We start from the raw sequence: 24,258 nt of genomic DNA on the forward strand, positions 1-24,258 counted from the left end.
AAAAATCAATCCCCTCTTAAATGGTTTGTAATTGTGTTGATATATCACTTAGTTGTTTGAATGACATGTACAGGAATGGGAAGACCAGATATAGTGCAATCAGCAGTGCACCTGGTGTCCAGCCAAATAACTTGCCATACGATGTTTTCTTTCGAATCAAACGCTCAAGGCGTTCCTTCTTCTGCTCAGCATAGTACTCTTGTTCCATCTCCAGATCGTCAAACGCTTCACGTAACGAAAGCTTATCTACCGCTTGCATTAGGCGCTTCACGATTCTACCAAATGAATCAAACGGCGCATCCGATTTCAGCATTTTCAATGCTTCCTCTGCACCACTATCATAATTGAGCAGACATTTTTGCAGCGCTGGTCTGAAAATGATACTGTATCGTTCCATCCACTCAAGTACGGTCTCCACAGATATCCGTTCAAATTCACACAGAATCGAGATAAGTACATGGAACTGGTCCACTTCATTTTGCATTTCCAATGCGCGTAACCGACGCTGAAATTGTAAAATCCATATGGTGATGTAATACCCTGTAACTCCAAAGCCTATAGCGATAAGGAGTTCCCACCATTTCAGATACTCGTTGTTCACAACAGTTACTTTACCGATAATCCGATTGACAGTATTATTCATAGCCACATCTGTTAATGGCTCATTTGAATGAGTTTCTATGGACTGAACAACCTGTTCTCGCGTCAAATCTTTATTTGTCCGAAGATCTTCGATAATTTGGTTGTCCATTGTCGTTACCTGATTAGCACGCTCCAATTCATCTGCATTCATGTACCCAAGAATGTTCGTTGCTTCTGACGTCGGTTTGCTGAATATATGATGTACGCTGTTGTAATGTAAAAACACAGAGAACACAAGTACACCAATAAACGCGGAGACAGAGATAACGATTCGGTGGATATACAACCATTCCAATGTTAGATGAGAGTTTGCCTCCTTGAGTAGCATGTTGGTTCGATGATGCTTCCTCGTATTTGGTGACGGGACCAATCGATCCACGATCCACTTGACCCAAGACCAAGAATATGCTTTCTTTTCCCACTCTTTTCGCGGACCTTTAGCTACATATTTGGCTTCATCATTCTCCGATAATTTACGAATTAGCAAGTAACAGATTACAGCTGAAGCGTATATGAACATTCGAACTAAAAAACCAATTCTGCTGTCATAGAACTCTGTCGTAATTGGAAAATAGTTTTCCGCCCAACGCTGCAACGGAAACGACAGCAGGATTGGAATAAGTGCAAGTAAGGTCAATCCGCCTAATTTGTAACGTAATTTTTGCCTTCTCATCAGGTCATATCTGATCTCTTGCACAAATTTATTAATGGCATTCAGATACATGGAGCCCTTTTGAACGTTGCGATCACCATACTCCATAATCAAATGAGACACTCCGGAAAAAACTTTCAAATAACGGTTAGGCGCAACCGCATAGTATTTTTCCAGCTCTCGAGCAGGATCCTTGGATGTTATTACTTCGTGAATCCTCTCCGTCTGGAGCTTGATGTCATGCGGTGACGATTGTGCAGCCTGGTACAAGGCCTCATCAACCATCCGTACTTCCTGATAATGATGACGATCATCCTCCAGAACATTCGAGAACTGTTTTAACAGACGATCTTCAACCCGGTTCACAAAAATATCGATACACAATTCGTTTATAACGATAGCTACTAACGCTCCAAAGAATAATGCCATCCAACTTTTGCTGATTATTGCCAGTACGATAAGACCAATAATGATAGATCCTAGCGTCAAATAGGTAATTCGCATCGTTTCTTTACGCAATGAATACTCATCGTAGGTGTTGATCGCAGTCAGACGTTTACGAATCTTCAGAATCTGTGACTTGACGATCGGAACCTTGATCAGTTGATGATATGATTTCTGGTAAAATACCAACAATTGTCGTGGTGTTTTTCCTGTTACATTTTTAGAAGAAGGCCATACATTCTCACGATTCTTCTTCCGCTTGCGATCTTTGAGAATAAGATAAAGAAGTATTCCGCCCGAAATAAGCAGGGCACCGCCCGAAATGGCAAAAATCCATATCCACTTATTCATTGAGCCTGCCCCCAGTGTGCATTCAGAAACTGCCCGAAGTTCTCACGATCTTCCTCATTCATGTTAAACAACATTTTTTCGATTTTTTCAGGAGAAATTGGAGACACAGCAACGTATTCACCATTACGGTATTCAATAATATTTCGTGCATTCCATACTCTTCCGCTATTTCTTCTGTACACTTCTCTTTGAAGATTGACCAAAGCGTCCAACTTGCTCTCAATAGAATCATCTTTAGATAACACTTCTTCATGCTCCAACGTATCCGATTCAAATCGAACAGGTGTGATCTCTGTGATTCGCTCAATGTAACGTTTACCGTTCATTTCCTTACGCATGTGAACGTCCCATTGCACCGCATTTGCCACCTGTTCTTCTGCAATGCGTTCATTTTGAAACACACCGGTTTTGAGCAATGAGTTCCGCAAAGACCATACCAATTCACGTGCAGAGGTCGCATGATGTGTAAAGATCGTAAACAGACTTGCTACCTGCGACATCTGAATCATCCATGCTGCCACGGGGTCCGTAGCGACCTCCCCCAGAATGTTTACGGAACCGTCCGTTTTCTTCTGAAGGTCTAGTCCAGCTTGTCCAGCAATATTCTCGGTTTCTCGTAATGCCAGTGAGTTACGTTGTGGATATAGCCTTCTTAAATGCAGCTCAAATGTCATCTCTTGAATCCTCAAAGTTAACGTAGCGTATATGTATTTAACTGAGGCCATGACCAAAGATGTCTTTCCTGAACCCTGAGGTCCAGTAAATGCAGTAACCTGCGCACCTTTCATCAGGTACTTAATCATATCTCTAGCTAATTCAGCATTTACCGCATCTTTGGATGAGATCAGATGATCCAATTTCATATTAGGTAGATCAAACTTCCTAACAAAAAATGCCCAACTCTCTGCAAACGGCGGTCGAACAACCACGACCCTGGATCCATCTTTCATTTCATTGACTTTAAAACCGTTCGTCTCCGTTAGTTGACCTGGATTGTCATACTTATAGATGTTCTGACATACCCTTTTCAATTCTAGGTCAGTTTCAAAACTTAAAAACGATAAATGTATAGATTTACCTCGAAAGAAAATCCATACGCTCTGGTACCCCGGATGCTTGTATTGCTTCATTCCTTGCAGTAATGAAATCTCATCTTCCACAATCTGCATATTGGTAGGAACACCAGATACCCCACCAGATACGCCATCAATGGACATATCACGAATTTCGTCAATAACACCGAACCCTTTATAATGCTGGTATACACGCTGCACAACGATAGCTAACTTATCATCAAACTCCAAACCACCACGTGCTTCTTTGACAAAAATGGAGTCAATCTCTTCACCTGTAATTACGTATGAATCTACCGTTCCATCTTCAATAACTTTTTTCGGTTGATCCAATTGATACTTATCGATTAACTTGGATAGACCTTGAAATCCGTGCTTTTTTTTATACAAATGAAGCAAAATATCAAATTTATCTTGTTGTGTTAATTGATCTTCATCCTCAAAAGGAATGATTCTATCGATATTATCATCGTTAAATCCATAATTACGTTCCAAAAGATCAGATATAAATTGCTTAAGATAAATCTTCTCCTGTATATCACCTGAAGTCGCATTTTTCATGGCACTTCTTAGCTCAGCTACAACTCCCAGACGACGATTGTATTCCTCACTTGTCATTCCCATATCCAACAAGTTACTGTTTACGTACTCATTGATCATGGTTTTAACGTATTCAAGAAGATAATCGAATTGGAATCGTTCTTCATTCTCATTTTTCTGACGTGTTCCAACCTGACCAGGCTTTCTGTTCAGCTTCAAGAATAAATACGCAATTAAAACGGCTACGATCAAAACAATTGCGAGGAAATTAATGGTGAAATTCAGTCCCATCTTAATTCCCTCTTTCAATTCGCTTCAGTTTGGTGTTAATACCAATCTCATGCAGTATTGTTTTTGCAGCACGGCCAACTTCCTGTATGAAGTAATGATTTTCATGACTACTGCCAACAAATCGATTTCTAGCAAAGAAACCTTTAATGTCACCATCATTTAAATGATCTTTGAAGCTTGTATTATAGGGAATTGTCAATATAGGAGCTTTGAGCTTGTACTTGTTGGCTATATTTTTAATCTTATATTTTGACATAGGATCATACTGCGTCATAAGAAGCAGATGTGGCTTTTCTTCAAGTACCTCTGGCCAGTGATTCTTTTGACCGTCAAAATATTTTTCAAGTACACTTACATTTTGATTCACACAGATAACTACCAAATCTGCATCGCTAATCAGGCTATTCGAGACCTCGTTATCCTGCCCACTTCTAGCATCCAAAAGTGAAATGCCATAGTATTCTGCCGCCATACGAAATACCATATTCACAGCTTCGATCGAACCTTGTTGTGGTCGGTTAAGACGTTCACTTCCCCAAAGAAGGTCCAAACGATTCCGCTCTACCATTAGCGTATAATTTTTAACACTATTGCGTTCAAGCTTACTGCTCTTCGCAACACGTTCTAATGATTCCAGTCCCAATCCACCGATGGCAAAAAATTGCCGATTATATTGATTAATTGTTTTATTGAAAAAACGCTCCATATCACCGTCCGTCCGCTGCGGCTGAGATACTAAAGTTCTCACATCATACTCCAACCCAATAAATGCAGCCAAAGCAGCGGTTGCACTGGTTACGCCTAATCCATGCTGCATACCCCATAATGCAATTTTCCCCATGTTAATTACTCCTTTCGGCCCGCTTCCATAATGCGTTAACTTTTGACGTTTCCAATCCAAGGATGAACTCTATCGCCTGTTTAATGACCAGCTTGTATGGACTGGACATTCGTTTAACCATGACTGTATTTTTATATTGATTAATGATCTTCAGTGTCTGATCACGTTCATCAGGATAATAAACAAGACTCTCTTTCCACGATAAAGGTAGTTCATCCAGCAGACTATCCATATATTTTTCGTCCAAATGATTACTGACCTCATAAATAACCTTCGTTACTGGAAGGTTAACAGAGGATAACTTTTCTCCCTGGAAGTACGCGCGAATAAGGTTAACGTTTTTCTGAATAACAGGATTCTCATAGGAAGTCACAACATACACAAAATCCACTTCTGGCCAATCAACCAACGAAGCCTCGTCATTACAATCTATGAGTACAAAATCATATTTCTGTTCTTCCAGATTATGCATCAGGTCCTCATACGAGTGAACATCTTCCATAACATCAAATTGATCATGTGTGTTCATCGTGAGAGATTGATCAATTTTAGGGAATACGAACTCGTAATCCTTATTTTGGGTTGCATCTACAAGCAGAACCCGATGATCCATTGACAACAATTTACCAAGGTACATCATAAAATCCGTTTTATCATAGTGGCCCATAACAAGTATTTGTTTCATCTCGGTCTCCTTATTTACTGTGCAGGTTCACGTGTATTGCTATCTTTGAAAATACCACCTGAGTCTGAAGTTGCATTTGGTGCATTCCCAGTATTACTTTGCTGATTCATATCTGTTGAATTTTCATTCATTAGAGAGTTATCTTGCTGGGATGTTGGTGTGTTCCCTTGTCCTTCTGTCTCAGTAATATACTCCCTTGAGTTCATCTCCGTCGTATTTCGTCCACTGATGTACTTTTGTCTGTCTTCATCGCTCATGGACTGAAGATCTTGCTCTAATTTTGCTCTTACTTGTCGTTCGAGAGCCGTGGTTGCCACCCCTACAATATTAGGATTGGATTCAATAAGATCCAATACTTTAGGATTAGATGGATAGTTGATGATTGCACCATCTTGCATGTAAGGATCGACATAACTTAATGCATAGATAGAGGCATCATTGATGTAAGCATCCACAATAGCACTTGACATCGTCAAAATCTCTTTTTCATTCATCTCATACCATACTGTTCCATTGTTTAAATCCTCCACTTTTTTCTTAGAAAGTACTATGTAATCCTGACCTGTTGCGAATCGAATCCGAACATCTACAAATTCATCTTTTCTCAACTTTAGAGGAAGCTGTACGAGACTAAACTCTTGGTTTCTAAGGTCTTTCGGTGTTATTCCATCTTCGAACAACATTGGTGTGGTAATGATAGAGTTTTTCTGAAGGTCAATCTTAATTCTCTTGCCCACAACATCTGCTTGCTCTACTGTATTCTGAGGTACCGTACTCACCGGAACAACAAGAGAACTCACGTCATCTTCTGTAATTAAATCTCCGGCCTTATGATCATCATTCAGTACGATCACTTTCATCTTATCTTCATTCAACTTCTTCTGTGCATCTTGAAGTTGTTGCTCAATCTGAAGTGTTCGCTCAACATATCTTCCTTGAATATAGTCAATAATAAAATATCCAGCGATAACACAAACAAATAAAATAATTGCTCCTCCAATGGAAGCGGACAGAAGCAACTGCTTCTGCCTAAAACGAATCTTAGACATAACGAACTCCTCTCAATCCAACATGATTAAACTTAATTATTCACGACCAATAATATAATCAAAACAATAATAATAACGATGCACAATCCGAGGACGCCATACAATAATGCTTTTGAAGATATCTTCTTAGAGTCCCCCATGTAGCTCTTCATCAATTTGTTTAATACTGAATCTGTATCTCCCTGGTACTTATAGGGATCAGCATGTGGTGGAATTCGATATACGAGATTCCCTGGGAGATCTTTTCGAATATCTTGGATACTGAGATTTTCAACAAATGGTACACAATAAACCCAATTAGACTGATCCATTTTTTTATGCAAATCTCTGAATCTTCTAATCTTTCCTTGTCGCCACTCGCTACCCGCACCCAGCACAATGTTTACACTGGCTCTGTAGAACTCTTTACTCCAGTCACTCTCTTCAAAGCTACCGATATCCAAAATTAAGTAGTCATGTCCTGCTGTAATCAGATGGTTAATATCCAGTTTGTTATTATTCTTGTAATACTCCACGCCCTCTATAGAGAAGTGAATGTTATTGCTTTTGAAATCCTGTGTTCCTTCATATGCATTCTCAATACTTGTAAAGTCACTTGAACTATTTGCCTCTACTAAACCTACTGAGTAGCCTTTACGTTTTAAATAGTTTGCAATTAATATACTCTGATGAGTTGAACCGACTTTAGATTCAACGCCCATAACTGCAACTAAAATCGTTCCGATAATCCGATCTTTGAGAATGATTCTTTCTTGAATCGGCACATCTGGAAGTTCCAAATCCATGACATCTGAGGAGTCAAAACTACCTGCAGAGGTTAATTTCGCTGTATAGCGATAAATACGATCCTTTATCTTCTCAAGATCAGAATCTGTCGATTCCCAATCTTCTTGTCCATTCCCAGTTACCTCGCCTTGATTTGGCAATAAATTGCGCAGTGCTGGAATAATGGACTTCGGCTTCGTTCCTGGCGAAGTTGTAACAACATTGATCCCCATGTCTGCCAATTCATGAACGACTCCGTCATCCTCATAACGATCAAGAGCAATGACAATAATTCGAGTATTCGAACGCACAGTTCGATATTGACTAATTCCACGTAGAAAAGTCTGTGAATCAGTGCAGTCTAGATCAGTTATAAACGCATTGATGTTAATCCTAGCTACAGCTTCGCAAAATTCGATAAATTGACCACTCTCAAAGCGACCTACTTTTTCAAAACTAACATCTGTATTCCCTATGGCCTCATGTACTAGCGTAGAAGCTTTACTGGAAATGATAACCGCATTCACTATGGTTGCCTCCATTAATCCGCTAAAATTTTACTTTGGTCTAGATCAAAGATTCTATTAAGTCCACTTTGCTTCGTTCGAACAGCGCCTTCTTTCGCCTCACGGATATGATCATCCAGTGTAAATTCAGGCTTCGTGTCAATATACCCAATCAGTACAGTACTTGAGGCTTCACCATCAATTTTCATCCTTATGGAGTTAGCCAGCTCTGCTAATGGTAAATTAGAACTTGTTATAAGAGCTACAATGACATCACTTTGGTAACGTCCAGCAAATCCACTACCTTCCAAAGCCCTGCCTACGGCTCTTCCCGCTCTTTTAAAGGACTCTTCCTCAGAAATGTGGGCTGGATTCTGAATTTCTATGTATAAAATTCCTACCGTCTTCCTTTTGGATAAAGCTTGATTAGCTTGATGAATAAAATGTTTTTGCGTGAACAAACCTGTTACTTCATCCCGTGTTGATGTGTATGTTGCGGCTTGCATAACACTAATAATCTTTTCAAATATCATCGTGAATACAATGAAACTAGCAAAAACACTCAAAATCAAACTAAGTTCTGCCAATAGTTCATAACCTGTAAATGCGCCCGATAGATGCAACAATAGCTGCATTGCAAAAAGGATTGTAACCATAAAATACTGTGGATTTAGCCCGACATCCGGAAAAATCTTGACGAGTGTGTACAATGTCACACCTACTACAGAGAGAAACACTAAAAAGGAACTCATTTGTACGGGTAAAAATAAAGACATTGCGGCAGTAATCAAAGTGACAGCAGTTCCGCCTAAATGTACATAAAGTTTGTCTGTCCGTTTGTTGTAGTAAAGTCGAAATATCCCGATTTGAACAATTACCACTCCAGCTGCATAAAGGGATAAGAAAAACATATATACAGACATGAGCTTATGAGGCATGAGGGCCATGCCCACATTTGCGAATAACATTAAAGAAAAGGCCACCAAAAACTTCAGGTATGTTGAATTGCGCCATTTCCTATACATTAAAAGTCCAATGATAAATAAAACAATATTAATAGACAACATAGAACCGATTGTTAACTCCCCAAAATCCCCCATGTAGTTCTCTCAACCTACTTTCTTGAAAATTATGTAATTTCATGAATTTTACAATTCCAATTTTTCATTCATTTTTCCCATTTCAAATATAATCAAATTCTTATCTAATTTGGTTCTTAGTACCTAGCATTTGGATAAATAAGTAACAGTAGATTAAATAATAGACCCATTTCAGCAATTTTACAACATATTTTTGTTATTTATGACCAATTGTACCTAAGAATATAGTCCTTCATTTTCACAACAGTCCTAGACATTGTTTAGTTCAGATCCGAAATTTCCTTTTTCATTTCCAATTAAATTGAGAGGTATTGAAAAACAAGAAAATTTCCAAGTATGTATCCAACCAAAAAAACTGCCAGATCAATTGATCTAACAGCCTTTTCTTGGATATATCATCCACTTGTTCTATAGTTTTTCATATTGCTCTTATCACAAAATAAATGATTAAATAGTCTAAAAAACACTAGAAATTTGCATTAAAAATCCAACTTACTTCCGAGTGTAATACTCGAATCCTCGAAGTTGTCCACCGTCGTCTTTTTTTCATAAAAGTGTACGGCATGTTGCATAATTCCTTCTCTTGTGTAAAATGCGTCTTCCACCCCTAGTGGAAAAACAACCTTTTCTCCCGTACTTGCCGACTTATAGATACCCACAATCAGTTCAAGCGTATTCCGACCACTTTGGCCATCCACCAGAAGGGGAGATCCTGTCTCAATAGCATTTAACATATTCTCAACTTGCCCAGCGTGACCGACATGAGTGACCTCCGGTAATTCGTCAGCGAGCTTCTGAATCTGGAATTCCAACTCTCTATTCGGTTCCGGAAATCCGTTATTCCGCGCGGTAGAAGCAACCACTTTCCAAGGTGCAGATACCCGGGCTTCTTTGCCCTGAAAAATTAACTGCTGCTCCTCTCCGTGATGTACGACGGAACTGGTAATCATGCCAAGAGCCCCTTCTTGGAAGCGAAGCATCGCCATGGATATATCCTCAACTTCGGCATTATCATGTGCCGTATTTGCCATCATCGCCTGTAGCTCCACTGGAGGTCCCATCATCCAGAGCATGGCATCAATATGATGCACCGCATGATTGAGGGTACAGCCTCCGCCTTCTTTTTCCCATGTCCCGCGCCACCAAAGATCATAATAATTGTGACCCCGCCACCAGAACGAATCAACCTGCACATGTACAATAGGTCCCATCCGTTTACTGTCCAGCACACCTTTCAGCTTCATCATCGGTGTTGTAAACCGATTCTGTGCTACTACGGATAGTAACTTGCTACTTTCTTGCGCTGCTCTCAACATTAGATCCGCTTCCTCCAGGGAAGAAGCCATCGGTTTTTCGACCAACACATGCGCACCTGCTTGCATGAAATCACAAGCAATGGGAGCATGCGTATACGGTGGTGTACAGACTGATACCAGATCAATGTTTTGGGCGAGTAAATCTGTGTAATCCGTGACAGCTTGTGCACCTTCCAGACCATATTCATTAATTCGCTTCTGTGCTTTTTCCACGTAGATATCGACCACAGCAACAATCTGACATCGCTCAGGGAACGCCAAATATGCTGAGATATGTGCTCCACTAATTGCACCTGCTCCGATAATAGCCACTTTTAACATCGTTGCATACCTCCCTTATTCCCTTCACAATACACAATAATAAAGCGCTTTTATGCGTTCATCTTGTGCTAAAATAAAACTATCTTGCGCATGATAAGGGAGGCATTCATGATGTCCATCTTCCTGGGAGAACAATTTAAGCTGGTCTGTCGCCGTACATCCAACACTACGTTTCGAGAAGTGTTCCATGCTCATTCGCAGCTGGAGATAACCTATATTCACGAAGGATATGGGCAGTTGATAACCGAAGGTCAGGTTTTCTCCCTTGAACCCGGTATGCTCATGATTTTTCGACCTTTTCAATTGCACCACATCCAGATTCAAGTATCCAGACAGCAGCCTTTCATTCGAAATGTACTCATGGTTGAACTTAATCTACTGAAGGCACATTGGCCCCAATTTATCGTTACTCACGACTTCATACAGGATCTGCTGGAAGAGCAATCCCCCATTCAGCCCATCCGACTTGCTGCCACATCCCCACTCGTTCAACGAATGGAACAATATGCAGATACGTATCCAGGTCTGCTTCCTCACGAAATAGAGGAGGATACACACCTCTTTTTATTGGATCTGCTCGCACAACTTCGCTATCTGTGGCAGGACGGGCAGCAACACCGCTCCCAAGATGTACTCTCGTCCAGCGCAAACGTTCTTCACCCTCATGCCGAAGCCATCATGCAATGGATTGAGCAGCATTACCAGGAGCCTTTCCGTTTGGAGCATATCGCAGATACACTTCATCTGTCCCCCTATCATCTATCTCATGTATTCAAAAAAACGACTGGCACCACGATTGTTGCTTATGCTCAAGCCACCCGCATTCGTCATGCCTGTGTGTTGCTTACCCGTTCCTCGCTAACCGTTCCCGAAATCGGTCACCGTGTCGGTATGACCAGCCCCTCCTACTTTTGCAAAGTATTCCGTACTGCCACAGGTTCTACACCACATCAATATCGGCTGAAGGTGCAGGGGAGGAAGTAATGGATCACAACATAAAGAAAGAAGCGAAAGAATTCACTTCTCCGCTTCTTCTCGTACAAACCGTTTTTACTTGCTTCACCGCACATCAAGCCCCAACTTCTCCAAATACGGAATAAGTCGCTCTCTTAATTGCCTCAAATCATCCTTCTGTTCCACTGACAAGCGCTCATCATGAATGCTTCCATCCTTGTCCACCACCATCACTTCATACTCCTTCATCTGTTCATACACAGATTTGAACTGAGTAAACTCCTCTTTAGATAACATCTCCTCCGCCCGCGCCAACTGCTCCGTCCAGAATTGTTGCTCACTCATAGGATCCTTTTGTGAAGCAGTACTCACAGCTTCCAGCTTTTCAAAGAATGGTTCCAGCTCAGCTACAAGAAGGTTATATCGTTCTTGCTCTACTGTACTCCACTGCTCTGGATGTATATTGCCCCGAGAATCGGCATACTTCACGGCCATTTGCCCGAATTGCTTTAACAAGTCCATATATTGAACAAATTCTTCTTCACTAAAATGGGCCTTAGCCGTCTGCAGCTTCGCTTCCAACCTCATATAATCCTCAGCTGTTCCCCCCATAGCAGCGATATTCTCCTGTGAACCATATATTCCGTCTGCGAGATAGGTGTACCCTGCGTAGGCTCCGGTGGGAACAATGAGTACAGCAGCCAATAGCCCAGTGACCAGCCATTTTTTTCGATTTCTTCTGATGTGTGAATCATTTCGAATACCATCCATCAGTTTATGTTTAATTCTCGCAGGAACGGACCAGTCTTTGGTCTCTTCCTGGTAGGCTGTTCGCAACTGTTCATCGAGTTTCATGCAGATCCTCCACCTTTCCCCGCAACCTTGGATTCATCTTCTCTTTCTGTCTCAACTTCGCCAGCGCCGCATGTATACGCGATTTTACGGTTCCAAGCGGAATTTCCAATATGCCAGCAATCTCCTCTTGCGTGTATTCATTTAAATAATGAAGTGTGACCACCTGCTGCAGCTTATACGACAAACGGCGCACCTGTTCCAGCAAAGGACGATTTGCCAGTTTGTTGACCAGATCAGTGGAAAAATCATATTCTAGTCCCACGTCAGATTTTTCGATCCGCTTGCCAAACCGAAACTGCATCAATCTTTTGCGTCTATAACTCTTAACCTGTCGCATCGTTACACCCATTAACCAGGGACGAAAAGCACGCTCCGCATCATATCGCGCCAATGATCGATACGCCTGAATGTATATCTCCTGTACCACATCCTCCGCGTCAGACTTGTCCTTGATGAGAAATCGCACAGTATGATATATCCTCGTCACTGTTTTCTCATATAATTCTCCATATGCTTCTTCATGCCCCGCCCGTATTAACGTTACAAGTTCTATGTACTCATCTTGCTCACTCATTATCCATCCCCCTCCTCCTTACACTATATATTGGCATGCCAGCAATATTTCGTTCGATTTATTTAATAAATATTTCTAAAAAACTAAAGAACCTATTGGTGTTTATAATGATATAATATACCTAATTTTGATATAAATGGAGGTTCTACATCTGAATCATCTAGCGAAGGATGGACTACTGTGATGAAGTTTTTCACCAAATTGTACTCAGAATATCTCCTGATTCCACGACCTCTACGTTTGTTGTTTATATGGGGATGGATTGTTTTGTTTTTTGTTGCTGGTACCAAATTCGGATGGTTCTACTTCCTACAATAAACTGATTCCAAAATTGTAAGTTCTCATGGGACATAAAGAAGAGCTGAGTCGTCATTACTTCTTTTATGCTCATCTCTTCCGTGCAGATAAAGATATAGGTAATCAATCCGAGATCGCTTATAACGTTCCTTTTCGAGATCGGAAATTTGCTCTCATTACATATTCCAGTGCTTTGCTATGGAGACCATCACCTATTTTACAGCAAACATGAAGAACCCCAAACGAGTAGGCAGTCTCCTGCCCAGTTCCAAATATCTAGCCCGTGAAATCGTCCAGTCTGTACAATGGGATGAGGTTTGAACCATTGCTGAGCTGGGGCCTGGGAGAAACCTGATTTTAGTAACGCTAACGAACTCAATTGATTTATGCATAACATGTTTTTACCTTCTCATTTTACAGTTTCCAGCCATTGGAAGGCTTCATCTATATCTTGAAATTCCTGAGATGGATTGGATACATTTATCCCCGAGAGCATTCGGTTTATACTCGATTTAGCTATCGCTTTATGGGGAACAAGCAGGGCTGAATACTTAAGTCCTGCTGTGAGTGATCTCGGATACCACTTTTGTGCAACCCATTCTTGGTCATCTGGTGAAATAACGGCCAAGTGACGGCTATCGTATAACGCCTTATTCGAGTGTTTTTGCACCGCTAACTCCAATAATATATTTAGTGGTGTACGATATTGTTCACCTTGCACAAAGCTCTTCCATTGCAAAACAACTACCTTATTTTCCTCATTCCATGATACGGTTGCTTGGGGGGAATCATAAAATCAAATCGACCAGCTCCTTTTTATGTTTAATGTCCTGTCTTGTCCTGTGAGGATCTAATTATGCGAGTCATCATCTTACGCGGTAACAAGCGCGGCATAAATGCAATGAATCGATTACGAGCCCCTGGCATAATTAACGTCTTGCCACGCAAGAAGCCTTGATATCCTTCTTCCGCCACCTGTCCCGCTTCCATGATCGGGCCTTGCAGCATCTTCGAGACACCCATACCCGAACGATCAACGAATCCGGTAGAGGTCAGACCTGGACACAGTGCCGTCACCGTAACACCAGTACCGCTCACTTCGTTCTCCAAAGCTTCGGTGAATGATAGCACATACGCTTTCGTCGCATAATATACCGACATCATCGGCCCAGGGAAAAAGCCTACCAACGAAGCCACATTCATCACGCCGCCGTGCCCACGTTGGATCATCCCCGGCAAGAACAGTTTTGTCATGACGGTTAAAGCCGTTATATTCACGTCAATCATATTGACTTCTTGTTCCATATCCGTTTCCATAAACGTTCCGAACAGACCGAAGCCTGCATTATTGACAAGATAGTCAACAACAATGCCCTTTTCCTTCAGCTCATTATAAATCTCCTGTGGTACCCCAGGTGCCGCTACATCTTTGGCAATAACCGTCGCCTGAATGCCATACTTTTTCTGATACTCCTGAGCAAGATCCTGTATTTTACCCTCGCTTCTTGCTACCAGCACAATATGATGTCCACCTTTGGCAAACCGATCTGCTAACTCTTTACCAATCCCACCCGATACCCCTGTGATTAGAACTGTCTTTCTCATGTCATTACCTGCCTCTCTTTTCTATAAAATATGTTTCATCTGGAACATCAATATTGGAACAAACGTTCTATAATAGTAAAAAAAATAGACTACCTCCGTATGAGCTCCATGGATAGCGTCGCTATACGAAGAAGTTTTTCCTTGGTCATTGAAGTCTTGGCCATCACCCTTAATCCAACACCTACATTATGCAGATATTCCGCCAATACCTCGGCGTTGTACTCCGTTGTGAATTCACCTTCTTGCTGTCCCCACACAATAATGTCCTTGATTAGTTTCTCCGTATTTGCAAACATCTCCGTCGATCGGTTATTCATGTCGTCATCCCGTGCCGCCAATTCTACCGTCGAATTGACAATGAAGCAGCCTGATGCTGGAGGTTCCTCTCCATGAATTAAAGAAAGAAATATAAACTGAAGTGCTTCCGTTGCCGTTTGAGAACGCTTTACGCCTGCTGCAAGGGCGGAGCTGATTTTGTGACCATACAGATCTACTGACTTTAGAAACAAGGTATGTTTGTCGCCAAATGTGTCATACAAGCTTTTACGATGAATTCCCATATGATTGACCAGATCCGTCATAGACGTCTTCTCATAGCCTTGTTCCCAAAAAAGTCTCATTGCTTTATCCAGTACAACTGACTCTTCGAACTCTTTGCTTCTCGCCATTGGCTTCCCTCCTGTTCAGAAAACGAACATTGAATAGCATGAGCATCATCTTAACGAGCCTTTAAAAGGTAACAATGACTTTGCCCTGAGAGTGACCCGTTGATACTTTAATCAATGCCTTTTCAATGTCCTCAAACGTATACGTAGAATCGATCGAAGGTTTAATGTCTTCTTTTTCTACAAGAGCTGTGATTTCTTGCAATTGAATCCCACTGGAATGCACAAATAAAAAACGATATTCATTTTGATTCTTACGCGCTAAAGAATCCAGGCGTGCACCTACGAGACCGAACAATGCTCTTTTCCACAACGGGAATTGACTGTCCACTGCAAAGCGATAATTGGGTCCTGCCTTCAAAGAGACTAATTTCCCCTGTGGTTTCAAAATGCTCAATTCAGCTTTGATCTCGTCCGCACCCAAAGTGTCAATGACATAATCGATATCGGACAGGATATCAGCATACTGCTCGGTCTTATAATCAATGAATTGATCTGCTCCAATGGATAGAGTACGTGCTCTGCCCCTCTCACTGCCACTTGTAATAACCGTTAATCCCATGGACTTGGCAATCGGGATGGCCATCGCACCGAATCCCCCGGTTCCGCCAGGTATAAACAGCTTTTTATTCGGTTCAGCTCGAAGTACATCATGCAATGCTTGATATGCGGTCAGGGCAGTAAGGGGTACGGCAGCAGCTTCGATAAAAGACAGATTCTCAGGAATTATGGATAAAGCATCCTCATGTACAGCCGCGTATTCAGCAAAAGCACCAATTTTATTCAGAGGTAACATTGTATAGACCGAATCCCCCACTTTAAAATTCAACACATCATCACCAACGGCTTCAATGACACCCGATAATTCATTCCCTAAAGTTAAAGGCAACGTATAGTCAGCAATCATCCGAACACTGCCATTCATATTCAATATATCCAGCGGATTTACACCCGCAGCTTTTACTCTGACGAGGACCTCATGGCTCTGAATCTGAGGTGTCTCAATATTATTAATTTCCACTTGGATTTGTTTGGAGTATTTCTGAATTTGAGCTGCTCTCATCATTTATCCTCTTCCTTTACTTAGAAGCTAGGAACATGGCGCACAATGTTCAGTTGTACGCCACGTTACATGCTTTGTGCTAGTGTAACCCTCTTGCGGCGTTAATTCTTCCAACGCAGGATAATCCGTGTAGCCCTTACTTGCCAATCCAAAGAATGTTGTCGGATCTGCTTCATTCAGTGGCGCACCTTGTTGAAGTCGTTTCACCAAATCCGAATTGGGTATTTATAGATGTATTAATTCAATTCTGAAATGACCGGATAGATTGCGCCTCTCAGATGGAAATCATAGTTCTGATCTACAATCCCTACAACTACATCGTTATGATCATAGAGATCCACCATAAATCCAGCCATTTCTTTGGCCGTGTGGTATTTGGACATATTTGCTTTGTAATCAAATCCTTCAGCATCTATTGATTTTTGTACAAATTCTGTTTCCGTGATCGCTGGTGCCAGGATCTTCGCTTTTAGTTTTGCACCTTTCAGTTCCAGTTCTTTGGCAAGACCTTCTGTGAAGGCACTAACGTAGTATTTCGATGCAGAATAAGCAACACTGCCAACAGCAATCGCATATCCGAGTGCCGAGGAGACGTTAATCAATTGAGTACCTTCAACATCCGCATAATCTCGCACATACAGTGTAGAAAGGATGGTCAAAGATTCGATGTTAACACGTAGCATGGTCTCCACTTTATCCAAATTCTGTTCAGCAATGAACGAACCTTCTCCAAGCCCCGCATTATTGATCCAAGTTTCAATCTGATATTCCTTCAAATCGTTATACAGTGCGTACGCCTCTGCGGTAACAGACAGGTCGCTTGTGTGAACGACAACATTTACTTTAGGATCGATACCCTGAATAGTCGATTTAAGCTCTTCAAGCTTATCCAATCTTCTAGCTACCAAAATCAAGTTTTTCCCACGTGCTGCAAATGCCAATGCCGTCTCATATCCAATCCCTGAACTTGCTCCTGTAATCACTGTGTATTTCATCATATTCTCTCCCTCAAATTCTCTAGATTAGTGTAATTTCAGTTTTTAGAACGATCATTCTTCAATCCATAAAAAAAACAGTTAGATCTAACTTGCTGTTAGCATATCATTACTAGAACGAACAGTAAATAATTATTTTTAGCCTAACATTTCATTTTGAGTTGTGTTCATTAGAAAAAGACTGGAGAATTGGTTGAGTGAATCGTCAACCAGTATCCAGTCTTTGTTACGTTTGATTGCAGATATTTATTTTACTACCTATCCCATCCGCTGTCTCATAGCCTCAAACAGCAAAATCGTCGCCGCCATTGCCGCATTAAGCGACTCAGCCTGTCCCTGCATCGGGATCGTAATCGCATCATCCACCAAACGTGCCGTAGCATCCGAGATGCCTTTACCTTCGTTACCAATGACAAGCCATACTGACTGCGTAAAATCATAACTATAACATGAATGCTCTGCCTGCAAAGAAGTACTGACCAACTTCACGCCCGCAGCCTTCACTTCGGGAAGCAAGGATTCCAACTGGCCCTCCACAATGGGCAAATGGAACAGTGACCCCATCGTCGAACGAATCGTCTTCGGGTTATATACATCAGCACAGCCCACGCCAAGTACAACTCCAGCTGCTCCAGCTGCATCCGCACTACGGATGATTGTCCCCACATTACCTGGGTCCTGCACCCCATCCAGCACAACAACAAGCCCACGCGCTCCTGCGATCAGGCTTTCCAGTGGTTCGCTGCCTTTACGTACAATCGCGAATACAGGCTGAGGAGTCATCGTATCTGTACATTTGGCGATAACCGCAGGAGATACACTGACCCACTCTACATGCTGTAGCGGGTTCTCAAGCCCTGCAAGCTCAATCGGTACGCCTTGCTCTCCGTCGTACACAATGCACTCCAGATCCGCTCCGGCGCGCAATGCTTCCTGGACCAGATGAATGCCCTCAATGATATATTTATGTTGACGGGTACGATGCTTTTTCTCCAGCAGCTGTGCCCATTCTTTTACACGTGTATTTTGCGGTGATACAATATCCATCTTTCCATCCTTCCCATCTGCATCCATCACTTCGGATACGCAAGCTCCATTTTCGTCAAATGATCCTTGTGACCCACAATGATCAGCACATCTCCAGCTTCGATCTGGTCCTCAGCGTACGGCGAAATGTTCATCGAGTTCCCACTGCGGATCGCCATCACGTTACAACCGAACCGTGCACGGATATTTAATTCCATCAGGTTCTTGCCGATCATTTGCTCGGAAGCTCTCATCTCCAAAATGCTGTAATCCTCAGATAACTCGATGTAATCGAGTATATTAGGCGAGGTCAGATGATGGGCTACGCGCAGTCCCATATCCCGCTCAGGATAGATCACCTTATCCGCACCAATCTTTTGCAGTACTTTACCATGAAGCTCATTTTGAGCTTTTACGATTAGTACCGGTACACCCATGTCTTTCAATATCAGTGTTGTCAGGATACTCGCCTGAATATCTTCACCAATTGCCACAACGACAACGTCGAAATTCCGTATGCCCAGCGCACGCAGCGCTTCTTCATCTGTTGAATCTGCCGATACCGCATGGGTCACCACATTGGACATTTCCTGAGTCCGCTGCTCGTCCGCATCAATTGCCAGCACGTCGAATCCCATGCCGCTCAGTCCATTGGCAACACTTGATCCGAATCGTCCCATACCAATTACGGCATACTGTTTCTTGGCCATTAGGGTCTTAACCTCCCACTGCACTTCAGCATGACGCATCATTACGGATACCCATGCTAACGTAAATAATCCTTCGTAGTATACCACAAAGCCTGATAAACTTGAATGCGCTCGCGCTTACCAGGGAACAGTATTAGAGCAGCGAATATACGAGGAGGGAATTGCGATGCCCATTACATTAAGCCTGCGTGAAGCGATTGTTCATAAAGTTCATGACAAGAGTGATGATCAGCTCAGGGAGATGATTGAAGGTTCAGTAGATGGACCGGAAGCTGCATTACCTGGACTTGGCGCCATTTTCGAGATGATCTGGAAGAACACAGAACCTGCCAAGCAGGAAGAACTCATTCACATCGCGCAGGAGCATCTGCACACCATTCCCGTTCAACCGCTTCGTTAATCGAAGCATTGGAGGGTAAGGTAACCATCATTACGTTTGTTCTGTCTGCAAAAGAAAGCTTTCCCTTATTCGGCTGGCTCATACCCGCCCATAAGTAAGGTGTACAGCAATAGATCCCTCCGCCAATCGGCGGAGGGATCTTATTTTTAACAAGCTCTATCTCATCGCATGAACTTGTCACGTTCAACTAACCCTTCAATGATTCCCAAGGAATACGTCAGTCTTCACTTAAGGCGCAGTCTCCAGGAATTGAGCTGTAGGATTTTTATCCATAGCCGTTCTCATTGCGTACTCATTTTCGAAGAGCACTACATAATTCCCTTTTTTATCTTTGACAAGCGCAGAGTTAATCCGGAATTTACTTGCGTCCAGATTCTCGTCCACGATCCAGCGAGCGAACTGATACGGCATACGCTGCAATTGCACGTCTACCCCATACTCACCTTTCATCCGGTATTCAAATACCTCGAATTGAAGTTGACCAATTACACCGAGGATTGTCTCGTCGAAACTTGCCGTCTGGAACACCTGAATGGTTCCTTCCTCCGTCAACTGATCAATTCCTTTTTGGTACTGTTTATGTTTCAATGCATTTTTCACGGTAACTTTGGCGAAAATCTCTGGTGAAAACGTTGGCAACTCCTCAAAGACAACCTCGCTGCCTTGGCTCAGTGAATCGCCAATCCGGAAGATACCCGGATCGAACAAACCGATAATATCACCAGCATATGCCTCTTCAACAATATCCCGGTCTTGTGCCAGGAATTGCTGTGGCTGTGACAGCTTGATCTCTTTGCCCACACGAGTATGCTTCACACTCATTCCACGTTGGAACTTGCCTGACACAATACGCAGGAAAGCAATACGATCCCGGTGTGCAGGGTTCATGTTTGCCTGAATCTTAAATACATAACCACTGAATTTCTCATTCGTTGGCTGAATTTCTCCTACCGTACTGCGACGTGGCTCAGGTTTCGGTGCCAGTTCCAGGAAATTCTCCAAGAAGGTCTGCACGCCGAAATTGTTGATCGCACTACCGAAGAAAATAGGGGTCAGTTCACCGCGTTGAACTTTCTCCATGTCAAACGGGTCACCCGCGATATCCAGCAACTCCAGATCCTGACACAACTGATCATGCAGATATTCTCCAGCCATCTCACGAATAATTGGATCTTTGTAGCCATCTACCTTTTGTACTTTAATCGTCGAGTGATCGTCCCCTTGGAACAATTCCACCTGATTTTTCATCCGGTCGTACACACCGCACAGCTCGCGACCTGTACCAATTGGCCAGTTCATGGGAACTGAACGAATACCCAGTACATTTTCAAGCTCTTCCATCAGGTCAAATGGGCTTTTACCCTCACGGTCGAGTTTGTTGATAAACGTAAAGATCGGAATACCGCGCTTCGCACACACCTGGAACAATTTGATCGTTTGTGCCTCGACACCTTTTGCCACGTCAATCAACATTACCGCGCTATCGGCAGCCGTCAGTGTACGATACGTATCTTCACTGAAATCCTGGTGACCCGGTGTATCCAGAATGTTGACGCGGTGATCCAGATAATCAAATTGCATTACGGAAGAGGTAACCGAGATCCCCCGTTGTTTCTCAATTTCCATCCAGTCACTTGTGGCGTGTTTGCTTGCTTTACGAGCTTTTACCGTTCCCGCAAGGCGAATCGCGCCCCCGAACAGCAACAGTTTCTCGGTTAATGTGGTTTTACCCGCATCCGGGTGAGAGATAATGGCAAACGTCCGGCGTTTGTCCACTTCGTGTTGAAGAATATCATTTGCAGCTTTGCTCATAGGTTTAATCCCTTTCGTCCGTTCATTCACGTTAATCCGGCATGGCCGGTCCATCATTCAATCTTTATGCAATCCGGCGAGGCCGGTTGATTGTACACTGGTCATTTTGCATACGAGGTATTTACACACTAGATTAATTTTACACATTTACAATGGAGTTCATCCTCCTCAAATCTGTGCTTTCATCCATACCCTGAACTGCTTCTTAACTCAACTCTCCTATTGTACCATAATCTGTACCGAAAATAACCGATTACTACAGCAGATTCTTCTCTTTTCCCTTGCAAAAAAAGCACCCTTCAGCCATAATCATGGCATCCAGGCACTCCTCATTCATTTCTCGTTATCGAGTTTAGAAAATCAATGCATCCAGCGCGTATTGTCCGCCACCCGTCAGAGCCAGTGCTACACCAACTACCAGAATCGCTAGATTATATTCGAATCCGTTCTGTGTGGACCAGTAACCGTTCGCACCATGGACTTTCACAATCGCAATAACCATCGTCAGTGCAATCAGAATGCCACCTACCGGTGTGAGCAGACCCAGAGTCAGCAACAGTCCACCACCGAACTCAGCGAGTCCAGCCAGTAACGCTACCAATGCACCTGGTTTCATCCCCATCGATTCAAACCAGCCGCCTGTACCCTTGATCCCGTAACCTCCGAACCATCCAAACAGCTTTTGTGCCCCGTGCGCCATGAACGACAATCCAATCACCAAACGAATCAACAACAATCCTAAGTCCAACATCATTTTCTTTTCCTCCATTCAATATATACAAAATAGTATTCTTAGATTAAAGATATTATGCCAATTTTTTTTCTTCATGATGTAGTGTCGAAACCCCTTCAACTGGTTCACATTTCATCTCATGAATGGTGCACTTATCCGAAAAGTTCATCGGGTTAAGTTTGTCATTTGCGTAACTCTTTATCTCTTGTGTTGAGTATAAGTTATATACTTACTTTTTGTCAACAACTTAATTTAAATATATTTATCCAGTCGCATTCCCTCCATCTTCTCGCATCAAAAAGAAGCCCGGAAAGTTCGCTTCATCCGCGCTCTTTCCAAGCCCCTTAATCATTTCACCTTATGAACGATTAGCATTAATTGTTGACTTGCCAGATCACACGATCCTCATCCTGACCATTCACCGGCCACCAGTGGAACCCGTCCTGCTCCAGCAGTTTATCTGTCGCTTCTGGTCCCCAAGTTCCAGCAGGGTACGTATGGAGCTCTCCTTGATTTTGTCCCCAGGCTGCTGCGATCCGATCCACAAAAGACCATGCCGTCGCCACTTCATCCCAACGGGTAAAGTACGTAGAATCCCCCTCTGCTGCATCATGCAGCAGACGTTCATACGCTTCAGGTGAGTTAATTCCGATCATGCAGCTCTGACAGAAATCCATCGCGAGCGGCTGAATCTCGGAATCCGAGCCCGGTTTCTTGGCATTTATTTTGATATATATGCCTTCCATCGGATTCACCCGAATGACCAGCAGATTTGGTTCAAGCTTATATTTTTTCCCAAGGTACACGTTATTCGGCATCGACTTGAACTCAACTACGATCTCTGTTGTTTTCACCGGTAGACGTTTGCCTGTCCGAATGTAGAATGGCACACCTGCCCAGCGGAAATTATCTACAAATACACGTGCGGCAAAATACGTCTCCGTATTCGACTGTGGGTCAACCTTGTCTTCCTGACGATACCCCGGAAGTTGCTTGCCACGGTACTCCCCTTCGGCATACTGTCCCCGCACAACGTTGTTGCTCACTTCCTCATCCGAAGTAAAGGCCCGCAATGAACGTAATACCTTCACCTTCTCATCCCGAATGTCTTCCGGGAATAGGCGACTCGGCGGTTCCATCGCAATCATCGTCAGCATTTGAAGCATATGATTCTGCCCCATGTCACGCAGTGCACCGGAGTGATCATAATAACCACCACGTTCTTCCACGCCTACCGTCTCACCCAGCGTAATCTGAACGTTGGCAATATGTTTGTTGTTCCAGAGCGGTTCGAAAAAAGCATTCCCGAAGCGAATCACTTCGATATTTTGCACCATTTCCTTGCCCAGATAATGGTCAATCCGATAGATTTCCTCTTCACGGAACACCTCACGAATCTGCTCATTCAGATGTTCGGCCGATTGCAGATCATAACCAAATGGTTTTTCAATCACCAATCGGTTCCATCCCCGGCTTTCTAACATGCCACCGTCCCGCAAACTGTACGAGACACTGCCAAACAGCTCCGGTGCCAGTGCCAGATAGAACAGCCGATTCCCGGGCGTGTTAAACTTTGCTTCCAGATTCTCCGTCTGCGCACGCAGCTCTTTGAACCCTTCTACATTATTGATATCCAGTGCTTTGTATTCAAAATGATCGACAAAAGCGTTCCACTCATCAGGTTCCCCCGCTGGATAACGGCAGAATTCCTTAATGGATTCATAGATGTCTTCCCGGAATTCTTCTGGGGACCTCGGACGACGTGCTACACCAATAACCGCAAAGTCTTTGGCAAGCTTGCCTTCGCGGTAAAGACTGTAGATCGCCGGAAATAACTTCCGGCGGGCCAAATCACCCGTTGCTCCAAAAATGAAAAATACTGCGCCTGGTGTCTGTACTTCATCTTGCGATTGTTTTTCGACCATGGGCTCCTCTTTCTTCCGGGAAGATAACCTTCACGCTCTCCCCGAGCTATGTAATGGTGTTATATATG

Annotated in this window: 23 protein-coding genes; 2 read left to right on the forward strand and 21 right to left on the reverse strand. The window is 42.9% G+C overall.

Translation table 11 applies throughout. The features are described from left to right. Positions 1 to 16: 16 nt before the first annotated feature. The 8 genes from AC1S8V_RS24935 to AC1S8V_RS24970 all read right to left on the reverse strand — a co-directional run bounded on the left by AC1S8V_RS24935 (position 17) and on the right by AC1S8V_RS24970 (position 10,576). The gene (locus AC1S8V_RS24935) at positions 17 to 2,089 is read right to left on the reverse strand and encodes a hypothetical protein (RefSeq protein WP_482071190.1); all 2,073 of its coding nucleotides are present in this window, start codon (positions 2,087 to 2,089) and stop codon (positions 17 to 19) included. Beyond that, positions 2,086 to 3,993, reverse strand: coding sequence for a P-loop NTPase family protein (locus AC1S8V_RS24940; RefSeq protein ID WP_482071191.1), 1,908 nt, complete (start codon positions 3,991 to 3,993; stop codon positions 2,086 to 2,088). The genes AC1S8V_RS24935 and AC1S8V_RS24940 overlap by 4 nt, the downstream gene beginning before the upstream one ends. Position 3,994: 1 nt before the next feature. After that, positions 3,995 to 4,834, reverse strand: a complete 840-nt coding sequence (locus AC1S8V_RS24945; RefSeq protein ID WP_482071192.1) for a hypothetical protein — start codon at positions 4,832 to 4,834, stop codon at positions 3,995 to 3,997. 1 nt (position 4,835) lies between these two features. Continuing rightward, positions 4,836 to 5,519 carry a hypothetical protein gene (locus AC1S8V_RS24950; RefSeq protein ID WP_482071193.1) on the reverse strand — a complete coding sequence of 228 codons (684 nt, stop codon included), beginning with the start codon at positions 5,517 to 5,519 and terminating at the stop codon, positions 4,836 to 4,838. Between the two features lie 14 nt (positions 5,520 to 5,533). Beyond that, complete coding sequence (locus AC1S8V_RS24955; RefSeq protein ID WP_482071194.1) at positions 5,534 to 6,568, reverse strand: SAF domain-containing protein; 1,035 nt, start codon at positions 6,566 to 6,568, stop codon at positions 5,534 to 5,536. 32 nt (positions 6,569 to 6,600) lie between these two features. Continuing rightward, on the reverse strand, positions 6,601 to 7,860 hold the full coding sequence (locus AC1S8V_RS24960; protein WP_482071195.1) for a hypothetical protein: 1,260 nt from the start codon (positions 7,858 to 7,860) through the stop codon (positions 6,601 to 6,603). Positions 7,861 to 7,874: 14 nt separating this feature from the next. Then, entirely contained in the window at positions 7,875 to 8,939 is a 1,065-nt protein-coding gene (locus tag AC1S8V_RS24965) for a nucleotidyl cyclase domain-containing protein (RefSeq protein ID WP_482071196.1), read from the reverse strand. A 479-nt stretch (positions 8,940 to 9,418) separates the two neighbouring features. Next, positions 9,419 to 10,576 carry a Gfo/Idh/MocA family protein gene (locus AC1S8V_RS24970; RefSeq protein ID WP_482071197.1) on the reverse strand — a complete coding sequence of 386 codons (1,158 nt, stop codon included), beginning with the start codon at positions 10,574 to 10,576 and terminating at the stop codon, positions 9,419 to 9,421. Positions 10,577 to 10,684: 108 nt separating this feature from the next. Here AC1S8V_RS24970 and AC1S8V_RS24975 point away from each other — a divergent pair, with 108 nt between their 5' ends. Further along, entirely contained in the window at positions 10,685 to 11,560 is an 876-nt protein-coding gene (locus AC1S8V_RS24975) for an AraC family transcriptional regulator (protein ID WP_482071198.1), read from the forward strand. 75 nt (positions 11,561 to 11,635) lie between these two features. Here the strand turns inward: AC1S8V_RS24975 and AC1S8V_RS24980 are convergent, their stop codons facing one another. The 10 genes from AC1S8V_RS24980 to AC1S8V_RS25025 all read right to left on the reverse strand — a co-directional run bounded on the left by AC1S8V_RS24980 (position 11,636) and on the right by AC1S8V_RS25025 (position 19,359). Beyond that, positions 11,636 to 12,385, reverse strand: a complete 750-nt coding sequence (locus AC1S8V_RS24980; protein WP_482071199.1) for a DUF3600 domain-containing protein — start codon at positions 12,383 to 12,385, stop codon at positions 11,636 to 11,638. Further along, positions 12,372 to 12,959 carry a sigma-70 family RNA polymerase sigma factor gene (locus tag AC1S8V_RS24985; RefSeq protein WP_482071200.1) on the reverse strand — a complete coding sequence of 196 codons (588 nt, stop codon included), beginning with the start codon at positions 12,957 to 12,959 and terminating at the stop codon, positions 12,372 to 12,374. The genes AC1S8V_RS24980 and AC1S8V_RS24985 overlap by 14 nt, the downstream gene beginning before the upstream one ends. A 706-nt stretch (positions 12,960 to 13,665) precedes the next feature. Continuing rightward, a complete protein-coding gene (locus AC1S8V_RS24990; protein ID WP_482071201.1) occupies positions 13,666 to 13,977 on the reverse strand; it encodes a hypothetical protein in 312 nt (103 codons plus the stop codon). Between the two features lie 101 nt (positions 13,978 to 14,078). Beyond that, positions 14,079 to 14,861, reverse strand: a complete 783-nt coding sequence (locus AC1S8V_RS24995; RefSeq protein ID WP_482071202.1) for an SDR family NAD(P)-dependent oxidoreductase — start codon at positions 14,859 to 14,861, stop codon at positions 14,079 to 14,081. Between the two features lie 89 nt (positions 14,862 to 14,950). Continuing rightward, positions 14,951 to 15,529: a TetR/AcrR family transcriptional regulator gene (locus tag AC1S8V_RS25000; protein ID WP_482071203.1), complete on the reverse strand. Its 579-nt coding sequence runs from the start codon at positions 15,527 to 15,529 to the stop codon at positions 14,951 to 14,953. Between the two features lie 61 nt (positions 15,530 to 15,590). Then, the gene (locus AC1S8V_RS25005) at positions 15,591 to 16,589 is read right to left on the reverse strand and encodes an NADP-dependent oxidoreductase (RefSeq protein ID WP_482074579.1); all 999 of its coding nucleotides are present in this window, start codon (positions 16,587 to 16,589) and stop codon (positions 15,591 to 15,593) included. A gap of 27 nt (positions 16,590 to 16,616) precedes the next feature. Continuing rightward, entirely contained in the window at positions 16,617 to 16,799 is a 183-nt protein-coding gene (locus AC1S8V_RS25010; RefSeq protein WP_482071204.1) for a hypothetical protein, read from the reverse strand. A gap of 26 nt (positions 16,800 to 16,825) precedes the next feature. Further along, positions 16,826 to 17,584, reverse strand: coding sequence for an SDR family NAD(P)-dependent oxidoreductase (locus AC1S8V_RS25015; RefSeq protein ID WP_482074580.1), 759 nt, complete (start codon positions 17,582 to 17,584; stop codon positions 16,826 to 16,828). Between the two features lie 258 nt (positions 17,585 to 17,842). Beyond that, positions 17,843 to 18,631, reverse strand: a complete 789-nt coding sequence (locus AC1S8V_RS25020; RefSeq protein ID WP_482071205.1) for a TrmH family RNA methyltransferase — start codon at positions 18,629 to 18,631, stop codon at positions 17,843 to 17,845. A 26-nt stretch (positions 18,632 to 18,657) separates the two neighbouring features. Further along, positions 18,658 to 19,359, reverse strand: coding sequence for a potassium channel family protein (locus tag AC1S8V_RS25025; RefSeq protein WP_482074581.1), 702 nt, complete (start codon positions 19,357 to 19,359; stop codon positions 18,658 to 18,660). Positions 19,360 to 19,486: 127 nt separating this feature from the next. Between AC1S8V_RS25025 and sspI the strand changes: the two genes are divergently transcribed. Continuing rightward, positions 19,487 to 19,720, forward strand: a complete 234-nt coding sequence (gene sspI, locus AC1S8V_RS25030) for a small acid-soluble spore protein SspI (RefSeq protein WP_105409946.1) — start codon at positions 19,487 to 19,489, stop codon at positions 19,718 to 19,720. A gap of 228 nt (positions 19,721 to 19,948) precedes the next feature. On the opposite strand, the gene AC1S8V_RS25035 is transcribed toward sspI, so the two are convergent. From AC1S8V_RS25035 to zwf, 3 genes are all read right to left on the reverse strand, one after another. Beyond that, positions 19,949 to 21,532 carry a peptide chain release factor 3 gene (locus AC1S8V_RS25035; protein WP_482071206.1) on the reverse strand — a complete coding sequence of 528 codons (1,584 nt, stop codon included), beginning with the start codon at positions 21,530 to 21,532 and terminating at the stop codon, positions 19,949 to 19,951. Positions 21,533 to 21,884: 352 nt separating this feature from the next. Continuing rightward, positions 21,885 to 22,283, reverse strand: coding sequence for a DoxX family protein (locus AC1S8V_RS25040; RefSeq protein WP_482074582.1), 399 nt, complete (start codon positions 22,281 to 22,283; stop codon positions 21,885 to 21,887). A gap of 356 nt (positions 22,284 to 22,639) precedes the next feature. Then, on the reverse strand, positions 22,640 to 24,190 hold the full coding sequence (gene zwf / locus AC1S8V_RS25045; RefSeq protein ID WP_482071207.1) for a glucose-6-phosphate dehydrogenase: 1,551 nt from the start codon (positions 24,188 to 24,190) through the stop codon (positions 22,640 to 22,642). Positions 24,191 to 24,258: the final 68 nt, after the last annotated feature.

This window comes from Paenibacillus sp. B46(2026) (genome assembly GCF_056786355.1).

Bases quoted from the DNA above. Each gene is read 5' to 3' on its own strand.
- AC1S8V_RS24970 (WP_482071197.1), bottom strand. From the start codon at position 10,576: ATGTTAAAAGTGGCTATTATCGGAGCAGGTGCAATTAGTGGAGCACAT.
- AC1S8V_RS24940 (WP_482071191.1), bottom strand. From the start codon at position 3,993: ATGGGACTGAATTTCACCATTAATTTCCTCGCAATTGTTTTGATCGTA.
- AC1S8V_RS24975 (WP_482071198.1), top strand. From the start codon at position 10,685: ATGATGTCCATCTTCCTGGGAGAACAATTTAAGCTGGTCTGTCGCCGT.
- AC1S8V_RS25015 (WP_482074580.1), bottom strand. From the start codon at position 17,584: ATGAAATACACAGTGATTACAGGAGCAAGTTCAGGGATTGGATATGAG.
- AC1S8V_RS25025 (WP_482074581.1), bottom strand. From the start codon at position 19,359: ATGCGTCATGCTGAAGTGCAGTGGGAGGTTAAGACCCTAATGGCCAAG.
- AC1S8V_RS24950 (WP_482071193.1), bottom strand. From the start codon at position 5,519: ATGAAACAAATACTTGTTATGGGCCACTATGATAAAACGGATTTTATG.
- AC1S8V_RS24935 (WP_482071190.1), bottom strand. From the start codon at position 2,089: ATGAATAAGTGGATATGGATTTTTGCCATTTCGGGCGGTGCCCTGCTT.
- sspI (WP_105409946.1), top strand. From the start codon at position 19,487: ATGCCCATTACATTAAGCCTGCGTGAAGCGATTGTTCATAAAGTTCAT.
- AC1S8V_RS24995 (WP_482071202.1), bottom strand. From the start codon at position 14,861: ATGAGAAAGACAGTTCTAATCACAGGGGTATCGGGTGGGATTGGTAAA.
- AC1S8V_RS25035 (WP_482071206.1), bottom strand. From the start codon at position 21,532: ATGAGCAAAGCTGCAAATGATATTCTTCAACACGAAGTGGACAAACGC.
- AC1S8V_RS24965 (WP_482071196.1), bottom strand. From the start codon at position 8,939: ATGGGGGATTTTGGGGAGTTAACAATCGGTTCTATGTTGTCTATTAAT.
- AC1S8V_RS24980 (WP_482071199.1), bottom strand. From the start codon at position 12,385: ATGAAACTCGATGAACAGTTGCGAACAGCCTACCAGGAAGAGACCAAA.
- AC1S8V_RS25040 (WP_482074582.1), bottom strand. From the start codon at position 22,283: ATGTTGGACTTAGGATTGTTGTTGATTCGTTTGGTGATTGGATTGTCG.
- AC1S8V_RS25020 (WP_482071205.1), bottom strand. From the start codon at position 18,631: ATGGATATTGTATCACCGCAAAATACACGTGTAAAAGAATGGGCACAG.
- AC1S8V_RS24985 (WP_482071200.1), bottom strand. From the start codon at position 12,959: ATGAGTGAGCAAGATGAGTACATAGAACTTGTAACGTTAATACGGGCG.
- AC1S8V_RS25000 (WP_482071203.1), bottom strand. From the start codon at position 15,529: ATGGCGAGAAGCAAAGAGTTCGAAGAGTCAGTTGTACTGGATAAAGCA.
- AC1S8V_RS24955 (WP_482071194.1), bottom strand. From the start codon at position 6,568: ATGTCTAAGATTCGTTTTAGGCAGAAGCAGTTGCTTCTGTCCGCTTCC.
- AC1S8V_RS24945 (WP_482071192.1), bottom strand. From the start codon at position 4,834: ATGGGGAAAATTGCATTATGGGGTATGCAGCATGGATTAGGCGTAACC.
- zwf (WP_482071207.1), bottom strand. From the start codon at position 24,190: ATGGTCGAAAAACAATCGCAAGATGAAGTACAGACACCAGGCGCAGTA.
- AC1S8V_RS25005 (WP_482074579.1), bottom strand. From the start codon at position 16,589: ATGAGAGCAGCTCAAATTCAGAAATACTCCAAACAAATCCAAGTGGAA.